The 17,565-nt window shown below is 71.8% G+C and carries 12 protein-coding genes; 3 read left to right on the top strand and 9 right to left on the bottom strand.

Annotated elements, in window-relative coordinates:
* Positions 1-722 precede the first annotated feature (722 nt).
* The 3 genes from ACQ4L4_RS09860 to ACQ4L4_RS09850 are packed head-to-tail and all read left to right on the top strand — an operon-like array spanning position 723 to position 1,842.
* Positions 723-974: a helix-turn-helix transcriptional regulator gene (locus ACQ4L4_RS09860; RefSeq protein ID WP_431104063.1), complete on the top strand. Its 252-nt coding sequence runs from the start codon at positions 723-725 to the stop codon at positions 972-974.
* Between the two features lie 30 nt (positions 975-1,004).
* Complete coding sequence (locus ACQ4L4_RS09855) at positions 1,005-1,421, top strand: helix-turn-helix transcriptional regulator (protein ID WP_431104062.1); 417 nt, start codon at positions 1,005-1,007, stop codon at positions 1,419-1,421.
* Between the two features lie 49 nt (positions 1,422-1,470).
* Positions 1,471-1,842, top strand: coding sequence for a VOC family protein (locus tag ACQ4L4_RS09850; protein ID WP_431104061.1), 372 nt, complete (start codon positions 1,471-1,473; stop codon positions 1,840-1,842).
* 33 nt (positions 1,843-1,875) lie between these two features.
* Here ACQ4L4_RS09850 and ACQ4L4_RS09845 read toward each other — a convergent pair whose 3' ends face one another.
* From ACQ4L4_RS09845 to ACQ4L4_RS09805, 9 genes are all read right to left on the bottom strand, one after another.
* Positions 1,876-2,499, bottom strand: coding sequence for a DUF4157 domain-containing protein (locus tag ACQ4L4_RS09845; RefSeq protein WP_431104060.1), 624 nt, complete (start codon positions 2,497-2,499; stop codon positions 1,876-1,878).
* A 99-nt stretch (positions 2,500-2,598) separates the two neighbouring features.
* Positions 2,599-5,475 carry an Ig domain-containing protein gene (locus ACQ4L4_RS09840; RefSeq protein WP_431104059.1) on the bottom strand — a complete coding sequence of 959 codons (2,877 nt, stop codon included), beginning with the start codon at positions 5,473-5,475 and terminating at the stop codon, positions 2,599-2,601.
* Between the two features lie 5 nt (positions 5,476-5,480).
* Positions 5,481-6,893, bottom strand: a complete 1,413-nt coding sequence (locus ACQ4L4_RS09835) for an ATP-binding protein (protein WP_431104058.1) — start codon at positions 6,891-6,893, stop codon at positions 5,481-5,483.
* Complete coding sequence (locus ACQ4L4_RS09830) at positions 6,877-8,916, bottom strand: contractile injection system tape measure protein (protein WP_431104057.1); 2,040 nt, start codon at positions 8,914-8,916, stop codon at positions 6,877-6,879. Before ACQ4L4_RS09830 ends, ACQ4L4_RS09835 begins: the two co-directional genes overlap by 17 nt.
* Complete coding sequence (locus tag ACQ4L4_RS09825; protein ID WP_431104056.1) at positions 8,909-11,770, bottom strand: hypothetical protein; 2,862 nt, start codon at positions 11,768-11,770, stop codon at positions 8,909-8,911. Before ACQ4L4_RS09825 ends, ACQ4L4_RS09830 begins: the two co-directional genes overlap by 8 nt.
* A gap of 88 nt (positions 11,771-11,858) precedes the next feature.
* Complete coding sequence (locus tag ACQ4L4_RS09820; protein WP_431104055.1) at positions 11,859-12,659, bottom strand: hypothetical protein; 801 nt, start codon at positions 12,657-12,659, stop codon at positions 11,859-11,861.
* The gene (locus ACQ4L4_RS09815) at positions 12,656-16,738 is read right to left on the bottom strand and encodes a hypothetical protein (RefSeq protein WP_431104054.1); all 4,083 of its coding nucleotides are present in this window, start codon (positions 16,736-16,738) and stop codon (positions 12,656-12,658) included. The genes ACQ4L4_RS09820 and ACQ4L4_RS09815 overlap by 4 nt, the downstream gene beginning before the upstream one ends.
* Positions 16,735-17,190: a GPW/gp25 family protein gene (locus ACQ4L4_RS09810; RefSeq protein WP_431104053.1), complete on the bottom strand. Its 456-nt coding sequence runs from the start codon at positions 17,188-17,190 to the stop codon at positions 16,735-16,737. The genes ACQ4L4_RS09815 and ACQ4L4_RS09810 overlap by 4 nt, the downstream gene beginning before the upstream one ends.
* A gap of 68 nt (positions 17,191-17,258) precedes the next feature.
* A complete protein-coding gene (locus ACQ4L4_RS09805; protein WP_431104052.1) occupies positions 17,259-17,558 on the bottom strand; it encodes a PAAR domain-containing protein in 300 nt (99 codons plus the stop codon).
* Between the last annotated feature and the right edge of the window lie 7 nt (positions 17,559-17,565).

The raw sequence follows: 17,565 nt of genomic DNA, 5'->3' as shown, positions 1-17,565 counted from the left end.
GGCTGTTGATCGTGGCGGCGATGCACCTCGCGTAGTCGGCACGGCGGCGTCGGTTACCGGCCGGTACCGCGCAGCCGCTCCCGGATAGATTCGCCAACAGCGCCAAAGGCGTGGAAAAAGAAGTATCCGGAGATTGTTTCGGCAATTATTTGAGGTGCTTCAAGGCCGTTGTATAGGAATAGGGCGATTCCGCCCCCTGTTCCCAATATCAATAGAAGGCGAATCAAGGGACGCGCGCGGAGCCATCGCCAAGCCGCCCGAGGTGACGTCCACCCGCCCCAGCGAAAACAGACAATCATGAATAAGGAACTGAGGACAGTCGCCAGTGCCGCGGCTGTCGGAAGCTGATATGCCAACCGACATGCAAACTCCAAGATCAGGAATCCCGCAAGAAATATCATTTCCCGTCCTTCGTGGGAGATGGCTTCGCTGCGACTTTCGATGCGGATTCACCGACCTGTGACAGAGACGGCGTGGGGTAAGTCGTCCCCGACGACTCGGGGCCAGCATTTGCCGGGCATGAGACACGATTTCGTCCACTGGACGAATGCATGATCCAAACTTGCTGACCTGAATCACCGACTGTCGTCACCTGGATTTCCTTTCGATCGTCGGACGTTCGAGCTCGAAGCGATTGAAGCGCGGTTTCGCGGTGGCGGTGAGGCGGGGCGGAGCCGTCGCGAAACGACCTATTCTCGGGCCTGCTCTCATGAAGGATTGGTTTGTCCCGTTCCGCCCGTCTGCTCGACCTGATCCAGACCTTGCGTCGCCACCGCCGACCCGTCACCGGCGAGGCGTTGGCGACCGCGTTGGACATCAGCCTGCGCACGCTCTACCGCGACATTGCGACGCTGCAATCGCAAGGCGCACGCATCGACGGCGCGCCCGGCCTGGGGTATGTGCTGCGCGAAGGTTTCGTGCTGCCGCCGCTGATGTTCTCTGTCGACGAGGTCGAGGCGCTTGTGCTCGGCTAGCGCTGGGTCGCCGGTCGCAGCGACGCGCGATTGAGCATCGCGGCGCGTGACGCACTGGCCAAGATCGCGGCCGTGCTGCCGCCGGCCATGCGTCATGAACTGGACAACACGTCGCTGCTTCCCGGCCCCTCGGATCCGCCGGACGTCGACCGCGACGTCCTGTCGTTGATGCGCCGGGCGATCCGCCACGAGCACAAGCTGCGCATCCACTATCACGACCTCAAGGGCAAGGACAGCGAGCGCACCGTCTGGCCCTTCGCGCTGGGCTACTTCGATCGCGTCCAGGTGCTCGTGGCCTGGTGCGAACTGCGCGAGGAGATCCGCAGCTTCCGGACCGATCGCGTGACCGGCCCCATGCTGATCGAAGAGCGTTATCCCCAGCGCAAGGCCGCCTTGCTGAAGGCCTGGCGGGACCGCGAGGGCATCGCTGCTGCTGACGGAAATTGACAGACCCGGTTCCTAGCATCCGCTGCGTCAACCCAACCAGGAACCTGTCATGAGTCACCCCAACTTCATCCTCCTGTACGTCGCCAGCCCGGCCGAGAGCAGCGCGTTCTACACGCGCCTGCTCGGCAAGCCGCCCGTCGAGAACTCGCCCACCTTCGCGATGTTCGCGCTGGATTCGGGCGTGATGCTGGGCCTGTGGGCCTCGGCGGGTGTCGAGCCCGCCGCCACGCCGGCGGGCGGCAGCGAGCTGGCCTTCGCGGTCAAGGACACCGCCGCCGTCGATGCGCGCTTCGAGGACTGGAAGACCTCCGGTCTGCCCATCCTGCAGACGCCGACCGCGATGGACTTCGGCTACACCTTCACGGCGACCGATCCTGACGGTCATCGCCTGCGGGTGTTCTCGCCGGCAGCGCGAGGGTAAGCGCCGGGCTACCGCCGGTCCGCGGCAGCCTGTTCACCCCTCCCGCCCGATGCTCATCGCCTTGTCCCCCATGCGGTCCGCCTCCGCCTCCAACCCGGTGTCGTCGTTGATGTCGACACCCTGCATCTGCATCGTCGGCTGCACGCGGCCCTCGCGCTGCTGCACCACATGCCACGCCTCATGCGGGAGGTGCTGCTCCTGACCCGGGCCGAGGTGGATGTCGTTCCCCTGCGCGTACGCGAGCGCATTCAGCTGCGCCGGCTGCGAAGAATTCCGATGCACCCGCACATCCGACAGGTCCGTGCCGGACAGCGACTCGATGCCGGACTTCAATCCATCGGGCATTCCCGTCCGGTTCTCCTGGCGCTGCACCGGCGCGGCCTTGGCCTGCGCCGTGCCGAGCTCCTCGTCATCGAGCATGCCGGTCTCGCGCTGCGCGACCATGGCCTGCGCCGTGCCCGGCTCGTCCTCCTCCAGTCCGGTCTCGCGCTGCGCGACCGGCCCGAACGCCGCATCGATGCGCCGGCGCTGCGCCAGCTGCCGCGGCGATCCGTCCAGCATCGCGGACAGGTCGCCGCCCTCCAGCGCCCGCCGCTGCGCCGGCGAGGCCGCCGGCGCATGGTCGAACGCGCCGCTGTCGTTGGTCGAGTCCTTCATCGGAGGCTCCTCTCGTGATCGATCTGCGCGTGTCTTCGCGCGTGGCTTGTGCGTGGCTGTGCGTGACTATTGCGCGTCCTGCGTTTGCCTTCCGGCCGCTCAGGGCGCTTCCACCCTGGGCTTGAACGTGACGATCAACCCGCCCACGATCAGCACCAGGATGATCACCACCAGCAAGGTGTTCCCCGTCCTCAGCTGATTCAACGACGGGTCGCAGGAGAAGATCGCGCTGGCCACCGCGAGCGTCACCAGCGCCCCCGCCCACAGCACCATCAGGATCACGCGACCCATCCGCCGCACGCGGCAGTTCCAGCCGTAGAGCAGCAGCGTCGTGCCCACGATCACCAGCAGCGCCTCCAGCGCCAGCCGCAGCGGCATGCGCATCGGGCACACGATCTGGCAGAAGCGCGTGTCCTGGTCGAGGAAGGACCAGAAGCGATCGTTCAGCTTCACGAGCACGCTCTCGCCCGCGCCCACGCTCGTCACCGGCAGCGGCCAGAACGCGACGCCGCCGAAGGACCAGCCGATGTAGACCAGGTCCCGGTCCAGCGCGTCGAGCGCCGACGGCGGCAGGTCCAGCTTCTTCCCGCCCGGATACACCAGCACCGGCATCATGCTGCCCAGCACCGCCATGCGGTCAGTGCCGGTCAGCTCGTCGTTGAAGTCGGTGCGGTTGCGCAGCTGCATCTTGTTCACGTCCGACGCCAGGCCCAACGGCGTCAGGAAACGCACCGTGATGTCGGTCTTGCCGGCATAGTCCGGCGTCGACTTGTACGAGGCCGCCGCGGCGCCGCGCTCCTTGTAGCCGCCCGATGCCCCCGTGCCGCGCTGGCGCTCCGCCGTCTTCATGATCGTCAACAGGTTCCTGAACCGGAACGCCGTCGCCGACTCCCCCATCAGGTGCTGCGGGATCACGAGGTTGAGGTGGAAGGCGCGCGACGGCCGCTGCTGCATCACCGTCAGGATGCGCTGCAGGTAGTCGAGGTAGAAGCGCTCGAACTCCGGCGCCGCCGCCTCGCGGTCGGTCGGCTCGAAGAAGACCGTCAGGCCGTCGTAGACATGCGCCGTCTCGCGCCAGCCCGGCGGCAGCAGCGCCTCCAGGTCGCCCTGCAGGTCGGAGTGGCGCAGGTCGAGCAGCTCGGCGATCCGGGCCTCGGTGGCCTTGAACATGCGCTCGCGCGCTTCGCCCTCCAGGCGCATCAGCACGTGGAAGTCGCGGCGGTACAGCACCAGGTCCAGGCCGACGCCATACTGGTCCACGCGCCGCGCGAAGCCGCCCCCCGGGCTCTCATAGCCGGCGGGCAGCAGGAACTCCCCGTTGGCGCGCAGGATCGCGCCCATGTACTGCAGCCGCGTGAACTTGTCGAAGCGCACCGGGATCGGCGCGTCGCCCTCGCCGTGCATCCAGTAGGGGAGGAAGGCGAAGACATCGTTCTCGATGTCGGGCAGGCTGCAGCCGCAGCCGTCGGGCGAGAGATTCAGCACCTTGGCCTGCGACACCGGATGCTCGACGCCGGCGGCATCGGTGATCTCCTCGCGCAGCGTCGCCGGCATCAGCATGTCGAGGAAGGTGTTCACCGCCACGCTGCCCGGTGGCGGCTTCTCGGCCGTCGGCGCCGGCGTCGGCGCCCTGCCCTGGAGCGGGGGCCGGTCCCGATCGGCGAGGTCCTCGATGCGCGGGCAACGCTCGATCGCCGCCTTGTTCTGTTCGAGCGCCAGTTCATTCACGTGCCGCAGGAAGTAGGTGCACTGCCGCGCCCGCAGCGAGTCCTGGAACACCGCGCGCGTCGGATGCTCCACGTCCTTCAAGGGCATCAGCATCTCGCGCAGCTGGTCCAGCGTCGGCCCCATCACGGGCGGCTTCACGGCGAGCGCCTTCGGGCCCGCCGTCTCGCCTTCCGTCGAGGCCTCGCCCGCGGCGGCCGCCGTCATCAGCGACTCGCCCGCCGACGCCTCCGCGTTCTTGAAGATCGCCTCGAGCTTCTCCTCGGTGAGCACGTAGGTCATCGGCGGCGGCGGATCGTCCGGCACCGTGAAGCTGGTCTGGTCCTCGGTGATCGCCTTCAGTTGATCCGGCTTGCGCGCCTTCGCCGGCGCGGGGGCGCGACCCGCCGGGACCGAGGCCGCCACGGTCGGCGTCGCGACCGCGACGGGCTTGGGATCGACGACGCGGATCTCGTACAGCGCCTGCTCGAGGTTCCTCGTCCGCGAGGCGTCGGTCGCGGTGAGCAGGAAACGGAACGTGCCGGTCTTCGTCGGCGTGCCGGCGAGCGCGCCGTCCTCCTCCACGAACATGCCTGGCGGCAGCGCGCCGTCGATGGCGATGCGGTAGGGCGGCCTGCCGCCGCGCACGAGATCGCGCGCCTTGTACGGGCGGTCGAGCCGGCCGGACGGCAGTGGAATCGTCTGGTAGACCAGCCACATCGGATCGCGACCGGCGGCCGAAGCCGCGCCGGAAGCTGCCAGCGCGGAGGGCGCCGACGCGGGGAGGGGGGCCGACGCGATCGGTTCCTCGGGCCGCGGCGGCAGTGCGCGCGGCGTGGCCACGTAGATCGTCGCGTCGGAAGCCGCGGCGGCGGAGGAAACCGCGGCCCCGGCGAGCGGGACGCCCATCGCCTTCGATGGGGTCGACGATGCCGGCGCGGAGACAAGCGCCGATGCCGGTGCGGAGACAAGCGCCGATGCCGGGGCGGAGACAAGCGCCGATGCCGGCGATCGCACCGGCGCCTGGGCGCCCGCGTGCAGCACCAGCAGCGCCGCCGCCAGCAGCGTGCCGCCGACGAACCAGCGCAGCCGCGCGCAGTGGCGGCAGGGCGGCGACGCGCGCTGCGCGATCGACGAGGTGCCGGGCCGCGATTTGTCGGTGGGGTCGATGGGGTCGATCTGGTCCATGTGGTCGACGTGATCGCCGTCATCGGCCCATTCGTCGACGGACCGCCGCCGACGCATCGATTGGAAGAAGGAGCGTGTTCCCATGGCGCCTACACCGTGCGTCCTTCCTTGCGCAGTTCCTTGGCGATGCCGCGGCGCAGGTCGGCGGCCAGGATGCGGTCGCGTCCCGCCTGCATCGCGTTGATCGCGCCGAAGCGCACCACGTTGGCGATCGCACCGCCGGCCAGCTCATGCCGCTCGGCGAATTCCGCGAGGTCCACGTCCACGTCCAGCCGCCCCGTGTGCCGCACCATGCCTTCCCACAGCCGCAGGCGCTGCTCGGCGTCCGGCATGGGGAAATACACCGCCGACTGGAAGCGCCGCGCGAACGCGTCGTCGATGTTGCCCTTGAGGTTGCTCGCCAGGATCACGGTGCCGGGGAAGTCCTCGACGCGTTGCAGCAGGTAGGACACCTCCTGGTTGGCGTGCCGGTCGTTGCTGCTGGAGGTCGCGGTCCGCTTGCCGAAGAGCGCGTCCGCCTCGTCGAAGAACAGGATCCAGCGCCGGTGCTGCGCCTGGTCGAAGACCTGGGCGAGGTTCTTCTCCGTCTCGCCGATGTACTTGGACACCACCATCGACAGGTCGATGCGGTAGACGTCCGCGCCGACCTTGTCGCCGATCAGCGTGGCGGTCAGCGTCTTGCCCGTGCCCGGCGGGCCGAAGAACAGGCAGCGGTAACCCGGCTTGAGCGCCTTGTCGAGCTGCCAGTCCCGCATCAGCGTGTCGCCGTGGCGGGCCCAGGTGATGATCGCCTCGACCTCGTCCATCACGTCGGGATCGAGCACGAGGTCGTTCCAGCCGAGCTTGGTCTCGATCAGCTTGGCGGGGAACTGCGTGCTGTAGTCGGGCTTGCGGGCCTCGCCGGTGCACAGCAGGTCCAGCGTGTCCGCGCCGGCCAGCAGCGCCGAGCCATACCAGGGCTCTCCCGGCGCCTCATGCGCGAGCCGCACCATGCCGAGCCGGCGCAGCGGCGCCGTCTCGTCGAGCATCTGCCGCAGTGCGAAGCGGCGCGCCAGGTCCTCGCCCGCGATCAGGAAGGCCGCCGTCTCCACCGTCGGCAGGAAGCCGCCGTGGTGCCGGCCCTTCCAGCCGCCGAACTCGCAGAAGCCGCGATCCAGGTTGCGGTTGCTGACGAAGAGCAGGTCCATCAGCTGCGGCCGCAGGTGCGGCGCGAGCGCGAGCGCGAGCACCAGCCGCTCCGCCGGGCCGAGCCCGCCTTCGCGGATCAGCCGCGTGAGGTCGTCGTCCGGCTCGGTCGCCGGCGGTGGCAAGGCGGGCGGCGGGGGCAGCTCGCCGCGATCCGAGAACCGCGGCGATGCCGACCTCGGCGGCGCGACCACCTCTTCCTGCCCGAAGTGCCCGGCCAGGCGCAGCTGCAGCACGCGGTCCAGCCAGTGCAGTTCGGCCTCCAGCGCGCGCGCGTTGTTCGTCGCGCGCGGCGACGGGTCAGCGCCAGTCCACATGAATCACCCTTTCCATCCACGGGTGCCGCAAGGTCGCGTAGCCCCAGGGCAGTTGATCGATCAGCATGTCGAAGGGGCCGGGCTCGACCGACAGCTGCCACGCGTCGTCGCCGCGCTCCAGCTGGCCGGCGCGGCGCAGGAAGCTGCCGCGCAGGCCGTCGATCGACGTGGTGCCCAGGATCCGCCAGTGCTGGATCACGGCGCCGAGCAGGCCGTCGATCGCCTCGCGCTCGGCGTCGGAGAGCTCGATCAGGCGCGGCACCGTCGTGTCCAGCGGCACGCCGCACAGCAGCTTGTTGAGCACGAGCTCCGGCTCCGGCGCCGCGGCATGACCGGTCGCGAGCGCCTGCAGCAGCAGCACGGCACGCGCGGCGGCGTCCGGTCCGGTGAAGGCGCGGTCGTCGGCGAGGCCGAGCATCGAAAACAGACGCGGCAGGTAGGGCGACACCAGCACAAGCCCCGCGTTGCCGACGGCGATCTGCGCGCTTGACGCGTGGGCATCGGCGTCTGCGTCGGCGCCGGCGCCGGCGCCGGCTGCGACGTCGATCGAAGACCCTGGCGTCCTCGACGCATCGGAGTCGCCTTGTCCCCGCGTCGCGCGTGACGCGGCGGAGGACTTGCGCCACGGCAGGCGCAACACGGACAGCGCGGCCGACAGGACGGTCGTGGCCGCGCGCACCGCGCGATCGAACCAGCGCGCGGGCGGCTCCGAGCCGGGCGGGGCATGGCGCTCCAGGTCTTCGCGGACCTCGGCCTCGTAGCGGGCGGGATCGAAGCTCGACGACGGATGACGCACCGCGTGGCCGAGCGTCGCCTGCCAGAGCCGACGCCGACGTGCTTCGATCGTCGCGCCGTCGGTGGTCGACGGAGCAGGGCGCTTCGATGAAGGGAACCGGCCCGTCGCGTGGGATCCCGACATCCCCGCCGCAACGTCGCTGAATCTATCGCCTGCCATGTCGCCTGCCATGTCGCCCGACGCCTGGCCGGCCGCGACGGCGGCGATCCACGCGGCGACGGCTTCCGCCGCAGGCTCGGCCATCCACAGGCTGAGCAGGCGCGGCAGCAGCGGTTCGGGCAGGGCCTGCACGAGGCGCTCGCGCACGATCGCCGTCTCGCCGACGCGCTGCAAGGTGGCGCGCAGCCAGTCGCGGTCTTCGCGCAGCAGCGGGGCCCACGCATGCGCGACGGAGTGCAGCGGATCGCTGCCGCTCGAGAACGCCGCGCCCGCATCCAGCGCCGCGAGCAACTGTGCGCGCAGCAGCATCAACGCCGCAGGCCGTGGCGCCACCGCGTGGTCCATCGCCTGGCCCAGCACCGACTCCCACAGCGCCGCTTGCGTGCGCGGCGACCGGCCGTTGCGGCGGGCCTGCGCGACGATGTCGAGCAGTCGCGCCGCCGCCGCCGGCTCGCCGGGCATGAAGGCGTGGACCAGCCTGCCCAGCAGGTCCTCGTCGAATTGCGCGGCCAGCCGCTGCAGCAGCGTCGCGCGGTCCGGCGTGGCGCGCAACGCGGCGACGAGCGCGCCCGCGTCTTCGCGCAGCGCGTCGCGGGCGAGGCTGATCGGATCGTCCCCGCGTCCCTGCCAGGGCAACCGGCCGTGACGCAGGAAATGCAGCAGCGCGTCGCGTCGCGCCTGCGGTCTTGTGCTCACGCGCAGGCCGGTCGCGCGGCCGGATGCGCTGGTCGCGCCGGGACCGCGCAGTTCCTGCAGCACGCGTCGCAGGCGCTCGCGCAGCAGGCGCGGCGCTTCGGTCTCCCACTCGGCGGCGGGCAGCTCGCCGAGGTCGATCTCCAGCTCGTCCAGCCGCCAGTGCTCCTCGGCCGGACAGCATTCGTCGAAGACTTCGTCGATCACGCGCAGCAATGGACCCTGCACGCACGCGACCAGGCGCGCCTCCGTCTCGCCCGGCGTCATGCCGAGGGCCTGGCCGACGCCCTGGCCCAGCCCCAGTCCGGTGCCGAAGTCCGCGTCGACCGTCATGCGCTCGACCAGGTGCGGCAAGGTGCGGTCGGCGTCACGCATGGCCTTGCACGATCGGCCCGTGGCCGTCGTCCTCTCCGCGTGGTCCGCGGCCCGCGCCGCCGCCGTTGCCAGTCATCGCTCCGTCGTCGATCCCCAGGCGCTCGATCACGCGGCACGCGGTCTCGTCCGCCAGCGTCCGCGCGCGCTCGTCGTCGGGAGAGTCGGCCCAGGCGAGTCGCGCCTCCAGCCAGGCCGCATAGGTGTCCTCGAATCGCTGCATCGGCTCGGCGTCCAGCCACACGCAGCGCAGCGTCAGGTGGGCCGGGCAGCTGATGCGCAGCGTCTCTTCCGCGAAGTGGCGGAAGGCCGGTTGCGACGTGCGATGTGTCCACCCCGGCAGCACCACCGTCACGCGCAGTTGATGGAAGTCCTTCGACAGCCCCAGGCGCGCATGCGAGAGCGCATCCTGGCGCAGCGGCCGCAGCAGCACGTGCTCGACGACGTGCATGCCTTCGCTCTCCTGGTCCAGATGACGCAGGAACAGCCGCAGGCTGGCGGCACCGCGGCGCGCGGCGGCGGCGTCGGGGAACTCGCCCAGCAGCCACCATTGCTGGTTCTCGTCAGGCCCGAGGATGAGGCGGCGCGCTTCGCCGCCGCCGCGGTTCCCTCCGTCTGGAACGCCGCCTTGGCCATTGCCTTGGCCGCCGCCGCCACCGCCGCCGCTACCGCCGCCGAAACCCCTCGTGCCCGGCATCAGCCGGTAACGCGCGCTGTGCTGACCGGCGCGCAGCAGCCCCGCAGGAATCGGCAATCGCAGCCAGGGCATGCGTTGCAGGTCCTCGCGCACCTGCGCGCGGTCGGACGGCTGCACGGCGTGGCCCGCGGACGGCGCCAGCCGCACGGCGTCGTCCTGGCCGTCGAGCAGCCAGGGCCGATGTCCGGCGCCCGGCCTGGCGACGAGGGTGAAGCGCTGCTTGCGCAGCGCGCGCGTCAGCGGTCGGTCGTGCCACTGCTTGAAGCCCAGCAGCAGGCTCGCGCGGCGCTGCAGCCCGCCGCAGTTGTCCGGCGCGTCCCACGACGGCCGGGTGGGATCGAAGCCGCCCGCGCGGTCGCGCGTCAGCTGCACGATGTCGCGCAGCCAAGTGGCCTTGTTCTCCAGCAGCAGCGTCTCGGACTCCTCGGGGCTGAGGTGGCCGAGGAACTGCCGCATCGAGTTCTGCGTGTAGGTCTCGCCGTGCAGCGCCAGCAGGTGGTCGAGCGCGCGGTTCTTGCGCCGCGCCGAACGGTCGAACGGGCGGTACACCGCCTCGGCCACGGCCTGCGGCGCTTCCTTGTAGAGCTGGTCCAGCCCCGGCACGGCGTCGGCGCCGATCATCTGCGTCCACAGGCCCTGGCGCGCGCCGGGCGTGACGGAGAACAGCTCGCGCAGATGCTGCAGCTGGGCCAGGCCTTGCGCGATGGCCTGCTCCTGCATCACCAGATAGGCCTTGAGCTGCCGGGCGCGCGCCTGCCGCTGCGGCGGCGCGGTGGACGGCACGCCGTAGCGCCCCAGGCCGTAGATCGCGGGCAGGTGGTCCTGCACCGAGACGTAGGTGTCGAGCCGGCGGTGCACGCCGCGTGGCAGCAGCTCGGCGGCGCGCGCGGCCTGCTCGGTGCGTCCGCGCGCCTGATGGGAGCGTCCGGCCGAGCGCAGGTCCTCCAGCCGTCGGCGCAGGTCGTTCCAGGCCACCGGCACCACGTTGCCGCGCCGGCGCACGCTGATCGTCGGCGGCACGTCGCGATCGGGCAGGCGCAGCGACAGCGCCCAGTCCCGGCCGCGCCATTCGACCGAGCCGGCGTTCGTCTCACGGCCCTCGGCGCGCAGGGCGACCACGCGCGCGTCGACGACGCCCGGCACCGACAGCACCACCGTCGTCAGGTCCGAGAGGAACAGCCAGTCGACCGCGTAGCCCGCCTCCGGTGCCGGCGCGTCCTCGATGAAGCCGTTGCGCAGCTGGGGCCCGGTGTAGATGCGCTCCAGCGACTGGCCCTCGCGCAGCAGCTCGTCCAGCGTGCGCGAGACCGCCGCGCGCGCGATGTGCCGCGCGCAGCGGTCGTAGACCTCGGCCAGGATGTCGACGCCGTCGCGCGGGCCGGCGATGTCGATGTCGGCATGCAGGTCGCAGGGCACGTCGCGCATGCGGACGATGTCGGGATGCAGGTCCTCGCCGAGGTTGCGGCGCTCGAAGTAGGCCGCGCGCGCCGCGGCGATGCGCTCGGCGGCGACTTCGTCCGAGAGAACGGCACGGCCGGACGATCCGGGCGATGCGGACGCGGAGCCGTTGGTCGAGCTGCTGGTCGAGCTGATGGCCGAGCTGCTTGCGGAGCCCTTCGTCGAGCCGTTCTTCGACCCGTTCCCCCAGCCGTTCGTGGCACCTCCCGTGTCGCGCGTCAGCTGCAGCTGCAGCCGGTACAGGCCGGTGCCCGGCTCGGCCAGCAGCGTGGCGTCGTCGAGCCCGGGCGCCGCGTCGAGCAGATGACGCCGATAGTCCGCCGGCGTGGTCGGCCGGCAGGGGAAGACCTCCGCCGGCGGATGCAGCGACAGGGCTTCGTAGTCGATGTTGCCGTCGGGTCCGGTCAGATGATCCGCCACCGGGAAGCCGGCGCGGTAGACGACATCGGTGAGGCCGAAGCACAGCTGCTCCAGCATCGTGATGCCGGGGTCGTGCAGGTTGTGGTCGGTCCACACGCCGCCGCTGAGCTGCTGCAGCAGGGCGATGCCGCGCGCGCGCAGCCCGTCGAAGCCGACGTCGCGCTCCTCGTCGGTCGTCGGCGTCAGCTTGACCGGCGTCGTCGGCATGACCGGAGGCGCGGACGGCCCCGGCAGATCGGACGGGAACGCCGAGGCGTGCGACTTCGCGCCGCCCCCGCTCATGTCGAGCCTCCGGCATCGACGTCGCCGCGCACGGGAACTCCGGCGGCGTGGCTCACCGTTCTCACTGCGCTGTCGGCCCTCGCGGTGCTCACAACGTGCCTCCGGTCATCTCGGGGTCGAACCACAGCTGCGACACGGAGGCCTGGATCACCTTGCCCTCGCCGTAGTCGCACTGCGTGCGGATCTGCAGCCGGTAGCTCGCGCGCCGGCCGTGGCCGCCCGCCCAGCGCAGCTGGATGCGGTCGCAGCGGCGGCCGTACCAGGCGTGCTGGCTGCGGATGCGCTTGCGCGGCGACAGGAACTCCAGCCAGCCCGGCAGCGGGTTGTAGGTGTTCATCGCGATCGCATGCAGCATCGCGAAGCGCCCGCCGTCCTTCTGCCCGACGCCGGCCATCACCTCGAAGGCCTGGCAGCCGCTCAGCGCGCCGGTCAGGTCGTGCCATTCACCGTCGGCCTTGAGCGGCTGGCCCGCCTCGTCCTCGCGACGCAGGTCGCCCAGCCGGCCCGACGACGCGACCACGCCCGCCACCTCCAGCGCCTGGCGCGGCCTGGCCGTGCCGATGCCGACGCGGCCCTCGGTGTCCAGCGCCAGCACCGGGTCCCGCGTGCCGGCGGCGCGCGCGTCGCCGTGGTGGAACAGCAGCTGGTCGCGGTCGCCGCCGTAGGCCATCGACCAGATCGCCTCGCGGCCGCTCTGCTCGCGGTAGAAGCTGATCAGCGCGTCGTGGCTGACCGGCGTGGAGACCTCGAAGCCGTTCTCCGGCGTCTTGCGGAAGCCCTCGTCGCTCATGTTGAGCATCGAGTCGATCAGGTCGCCGAAGTGGTCGCTGGTGGGCAGCCGACCCTCCTGGAAGAACTGCTTGAGCGTGTCGCGGTTGCGGGTCGTCATGGCGCGCTCCTGCCGATCACGACCGCGGGCCCGGCGTCCTGCCGCTCCGGTCCGCCGATGATGAAGGTGCTGCCGACCGCCAGCCGGTCCACGCCGGTGGCGCGCGGCGACACCGTCTCCGGAAAGCGGTCGACCGCGGTGAGGATGTGCTGCGGCATCGGCAGCGCGATGCTCCACGGCAGCCGCGCGCGCGCATGGGCCGCGCCGGTGGCCGGCGGCGCGCCGCGTCGGCCGCTATCGCCGCCGCTGTCGCCATGGCCGTTCTCGACGTCCTGGCGGTTCTGGCCGCTTCTGCTTTCCCTGCCGTCCTTGCCGGGCGGCCCCGGCGGCGGGGCGTCCAGCGGCCCGCGGGCGGTGTCGGACAGCGTGTAGACGTCGCGGTCGTCGCAGGCCACGGTGATCAGCGACAGCTGCGTCACGAAGCTCACGCCCTCCAGCGCGCGCAGCCGGGCCTCGAGGTCCTCGCTGCGCACCAGCCAGTCGAAGCGCGCGCCGTAGCCGTCGTCGAACCACGGCGACAGGTAGTGGACGATGGCCTCGTTGACGCGGCGCAGCGTCGCGCCTTCGTGCGCGCCGCGCGTCAGGCCGAGCGTCGCGCGCAGCTGCAGCCGGTCGTAGGCGGGATTGCGCACCTGGAAGCGCGCGAAGGGCGAGCCGATCTCCGCCAGCGCGGCGGTCATGCGGGCCAGCTCGACCGCGTTGAAGCGCGGCGCCGCGCAGGCCAGCGCGGGCAGGTTGCGCGGCAGCGTCGGGATCACCACCGCCGTCACGCCGCCGCTGCCGTCCTGCGCGGGCAGGCAGCGCGCCTTCATCACATCGGGGAAGCGCGACAGCAGCAGCCGCTCGACGTCCCAGCCCAGCGACGCGCGGCCCTTGTGCTGCAGCCGCTCGCCGGCGCGCGTGATCATGGCGCGTTCGTCCTCCTCGCGCTGCAGGCTGAAGGAGCGTCCGACCTGGGTCACCGAGGCCAGCCCCGGCAGCGTCGCCGACGGCCGCACGATGGCGCCGTCCACCAGCGGCACCGGCGGGGCGGGCGGCGCGCTGCCGGTACGCGGCGGCGGCGCGCCCGTCATCCCCGTATCGCCGGGCATCTGCCGCCGCAGCCGCACGCCCTGCGTGCGCACGGACACGAGACCGGCGAAGGAATCGAACTCCGCGGCCGCCGACAGCCGCAGCCAGTACAGCCCGGCCGGCATCACGGTGTGGTCGGTGCTCATGTCGCGCGGCAGGTCCAGCGTCACGATGCCGGAGGTCAGACAGCCGTGCGTCGTGTCGCCGAGCACCCGCGACGGGGCCAGCGTCCGCCATTCGTCGTTGGCCAGCGTGGCCCATTGCACGGCGCGCGGCCGCGACCCGTTGAGCAGGCTGCGCGCCGACGACTCGCGCAGCTGGAACAGCAGCGTCAGCACGCCGCCGGGGTCGCAGGAGGACAGGCCGATGTAGAGGTTGCCGTCGACGCCCAGGCGCGGCAGCAGGTCGTGACCGCCGCCCGACATCGCCGAATACAGCGTCTGCAGGCCGAAGGGGTGGAGGTGGAACAGCCGCTCGCCGTCGACGCCCTCGGGCGGATCGTCGTCGCGGTCGAGCGCGATGACGCTGGCGGCCTCGTAGTTCAGCGAGATGCGCTCGATCACCGGCGTGTACGGCGGATTCGGCAGCGGGCTCGGGCGCTTGGTGCGCGCGTTGGCGGCCACCGTCGCGGCCAGCTCGACCGGATAGGCCGCATGGCCGAAGGCCGCGCGCGGGCCGCTGAGCTGCAGCCGGCACAGGCCGTTGCGCGGCATCGGCATCGTGGACCAGTCCTCGTCGGTGGCGCGGCTGAGCTTGCGCACCGAGCCGGGATCGATCTCGATGTGCTGCGTGGCGATCAGCTCGCCGGCCGCGTTGGCGCCGGCGAACAGCGGCTGCTGGGCCGAGCGGTTCGCGCAGGCCTGCCATTGGCTGTCGCGCAGCCAGGCGATCTCGGTGCTGAACTGGCCCTGGCGCAGTTCCTTGCCGGCGGTGCCGCCGTAGCCGGCGTAATGCGTGTCGAAGCCGCCGGGCTCGAGCGGCAGGCCGCCCCATTCGATGTCCAGCGAGAGCCGGTCCAGGGTCTTGCGCGCCGCTTCGGGCGAGCCCACGACCAGGTAGGAGGACAGGCCCGGCAGCGGACCGAAGGGCGCGAAGGCCTTGGTCGGGTCGAGCGGGCCGAGGTTGTTGGCCAGCCGCACCTCGCGCACGCCGCGCACGCACACGCGCAGGTCGACCTCCGCCAGCGGCAGCCGCGCGAGCAGCGAGTACGGATAGAGCCGCCCCTGCGTCGCGACCTCCAGCCGCAGCACCGGCAGCCGCGTCGGCCACTCCGCGCCGTGCACGGCGGGATCGCAGCCGGTGATGGCCGGCGCGTCCGCGCGCAGCCGGATCAGCAGAGACAGGCCGGCGCCGGCGGCGCGGTCCAGGCGGCTCTCGACGGTCCACCAACCGGCCGCCGTGCTCAGGCTCAGGCGGAACGCGCCCTGCAGCAGCCGGTCGAAGATCAGCGCGCGGTTGGGCGAGCCCGAGCCGTCGAACATCGCGGGCAGGCCTTCGCCGAGCAGGCGGTGCGCGGCGTTGCGCATGGAGATCCAGTCGGTGTCCCTCAGATCGTGGCGGAAGTCGGCACTCCGATCGTCGGAGGAGGGCGCCGGCGCATCGGCCGCAGCGGGGCCGGTGCCGGCGCCAGTGCCCGGAGCGGTCGTCGCTGTCGTCGTCATGGTCGAGGCCGGCCGCGTGTCGCCGGCCGCCAGCAGCCATTGCGGCACCAGGTCGCCGAACGCATCGCGGAAGGCGTCCGCGGTCTTGGCGCGCAGCACCGCGTCGCGCAGGCCGCGCAGGTCCGGCGCGGCGCCGGACGAGGTCTGGCGCAGGATCACGCGGATCTCGCGCTCGCCCTCGCGCAGCAGGAGCAGCGGCGACGCGATGGCCAGGCCGATGCGCGCGTCCTCGGCCCCCGCGCCGCCGGCCGCGCCGAACAGCGGCCAGACAGTGCGGCCGTCCGCCACCGGCTGCGCGACCTTGGCGCGGGTGACGTAGTTGAGGTCGCGCTCGGGCGCGATCAGCCGGTCCCGTTCCAGCCGCAGCGTGCGCAGCGTCTCCACACGCGCGTCGGTGACGGTCAAGGGACCCTCGCTGACGAAGCGCACCGGCCGGCCCGCCGCGTCCTTGCCCGCGTCGAAGGCGGTGCCCGCCGGCACGTGCACGTCGCCGGGCGCGCGCAGGTCGCGCTGGCAGGCCAGGTAGACGGTGTCGGCGCGCGACGGCGCGAGGTCGAAGCCCAGGCAGTCGCGGTAGTAGAACGCGGTGTGCCGGGCGGGGAAGCGGTTGACCTCGCGCTGCGCCGTCTCGCAGACCTTCAGGAAGGCGACCAGCAGCGCCGCCGCGGGCTCGTGGTTGGCCGTGGCGATGCTGTCGGGCAGCAGCTCGCGCGCCAGCCGGCGCACGTCGTCCACCGCGCTGAGGAAGGCGAAGAAACGTTCGCGCAGCCGCTCGCGGTCCTCGCGCTCGGCGTCCGGATCGACGGACGGCTCCTCGCTGATCTGGCGGTGCCACATGCGCGAGAGCTCGCGCTCCACCGGTCCCGGCGGACGCGGCGCGGCCGGCGCGTCCTGCTTGTCCTCGCCCTGGAGGAAGCGCCGCTCGACCCAGCGCAGGTCGGCCGCCAGCTGCTGGTCGACCAGCAGGTGGATGCGCTCGCGCAGCACGCGCGGCGCCGTGTCGTGGATGCCGGCCAGCGCGCGCCACCACAGGTCCAGCCAGCCCGCCAGCGTCAACACCTGGCGCGCCAGCTGCGGCAGCGGCGCCGAGTCCACCTCGCGCCCGAAGCGCTGCTGCAGCGGCCACGGATCGACCGCCGCGATGCGCGCCATCACCAGCGTCGGATCGGTGGCGAAGAGCGAGCTCCAGTCGCCCGCGTCGTGGTCGTCCAGGTCGATGAAGCGCAGATGGCGCGCCAGCTGCGCCGTCATCTCCACGCGCTGCTCGAAGTCCAGGTCGTCCGGGCGGAAGTAGCCCGGCGCCAGGGCCATCGGGAAGCGCTCGCGCTGTTCGGTGCCGGTGCTCATGCGGCGACCCTCCCTGGCGCGTCGCGCCCCGGGTCCTCGGTCCCCAGCACCTCGCCCTCGCGCAGGTAGAGCGGGAACACGAAGTTGTAGCGGCTGTTGCTGCTGCGCAGCGTGTAGTCGAGCTGGATGCGCAGCACCCCGTCGTACAGCCCGGAGGTGTCGATGTCGATCGCGTTGAGCGCGATGCGCGCCTCGAAGAACAGGATGGCCTGCTGGATGAGGCTGCGGATCTCCGTCAGCGTGCTGTCGTTCATCGTCTCGAAGACCATGCGCCGCAGGCCGCAGCCGTAGGTCGGGTGCATCACGCGCTCGCCCGGCGCGGTGGTCAGCAGGATGCGCAGGCTCTCCTCGACGTCGGTCACGCCGGACACCATCACGCCGCCGCGCGTGCGCCGGTCGAAGGCCGGCGGGAAGGCCCAGCCGGTGCCGAGGAAGTCGTGTTCGCCGTCCATGTGCAGGTGTCCGTGAGCGGGTCCGTGGAGGAGTCGGAGGGACGTCGGAGGGGGTCCGGGCGGCGGCGTCATCCGCCGATCAGCACGGTCGGCAGGCCGATCGCGATGTTGCCGCCGTGCGCGGTGGGGTCGCCGACGCGCGCCGCCGGCTTGTTGCCGATCAGCACCGTGGTGGAGCCCATCACGATCGCGTCCGGCGGGCCGACGCAGGTCGCGTTGTCGCCCAGCACGGCGGCGGGCAGCGAGCCGATGAGCACCGTCGGCACGCCGGGCCCGATGACCGGGCCGCCCACGTGCGGGATCGGCGGCAGGCCGGGCGTGACCATGGGGCAGACATTCAGGTCGGTGAGTCGGGCGGCGGGCGGCATGGCGTGT

It is taken from the genome of Roseateles noduli (assembly GCF_050626985.1).
Taxonomy (GTDB): domain Bacteria; phylum Pseudomonadota; class Gammaproteobacteria; order Burkholderiales; family Burkholderiaceae_C; genus Roseateles; species Roseateles noduli_A.
Note: the sequence above shows the minus strand (reverse complement) of the source record. Positions and strands in the feature narration are given on the sequence as shown.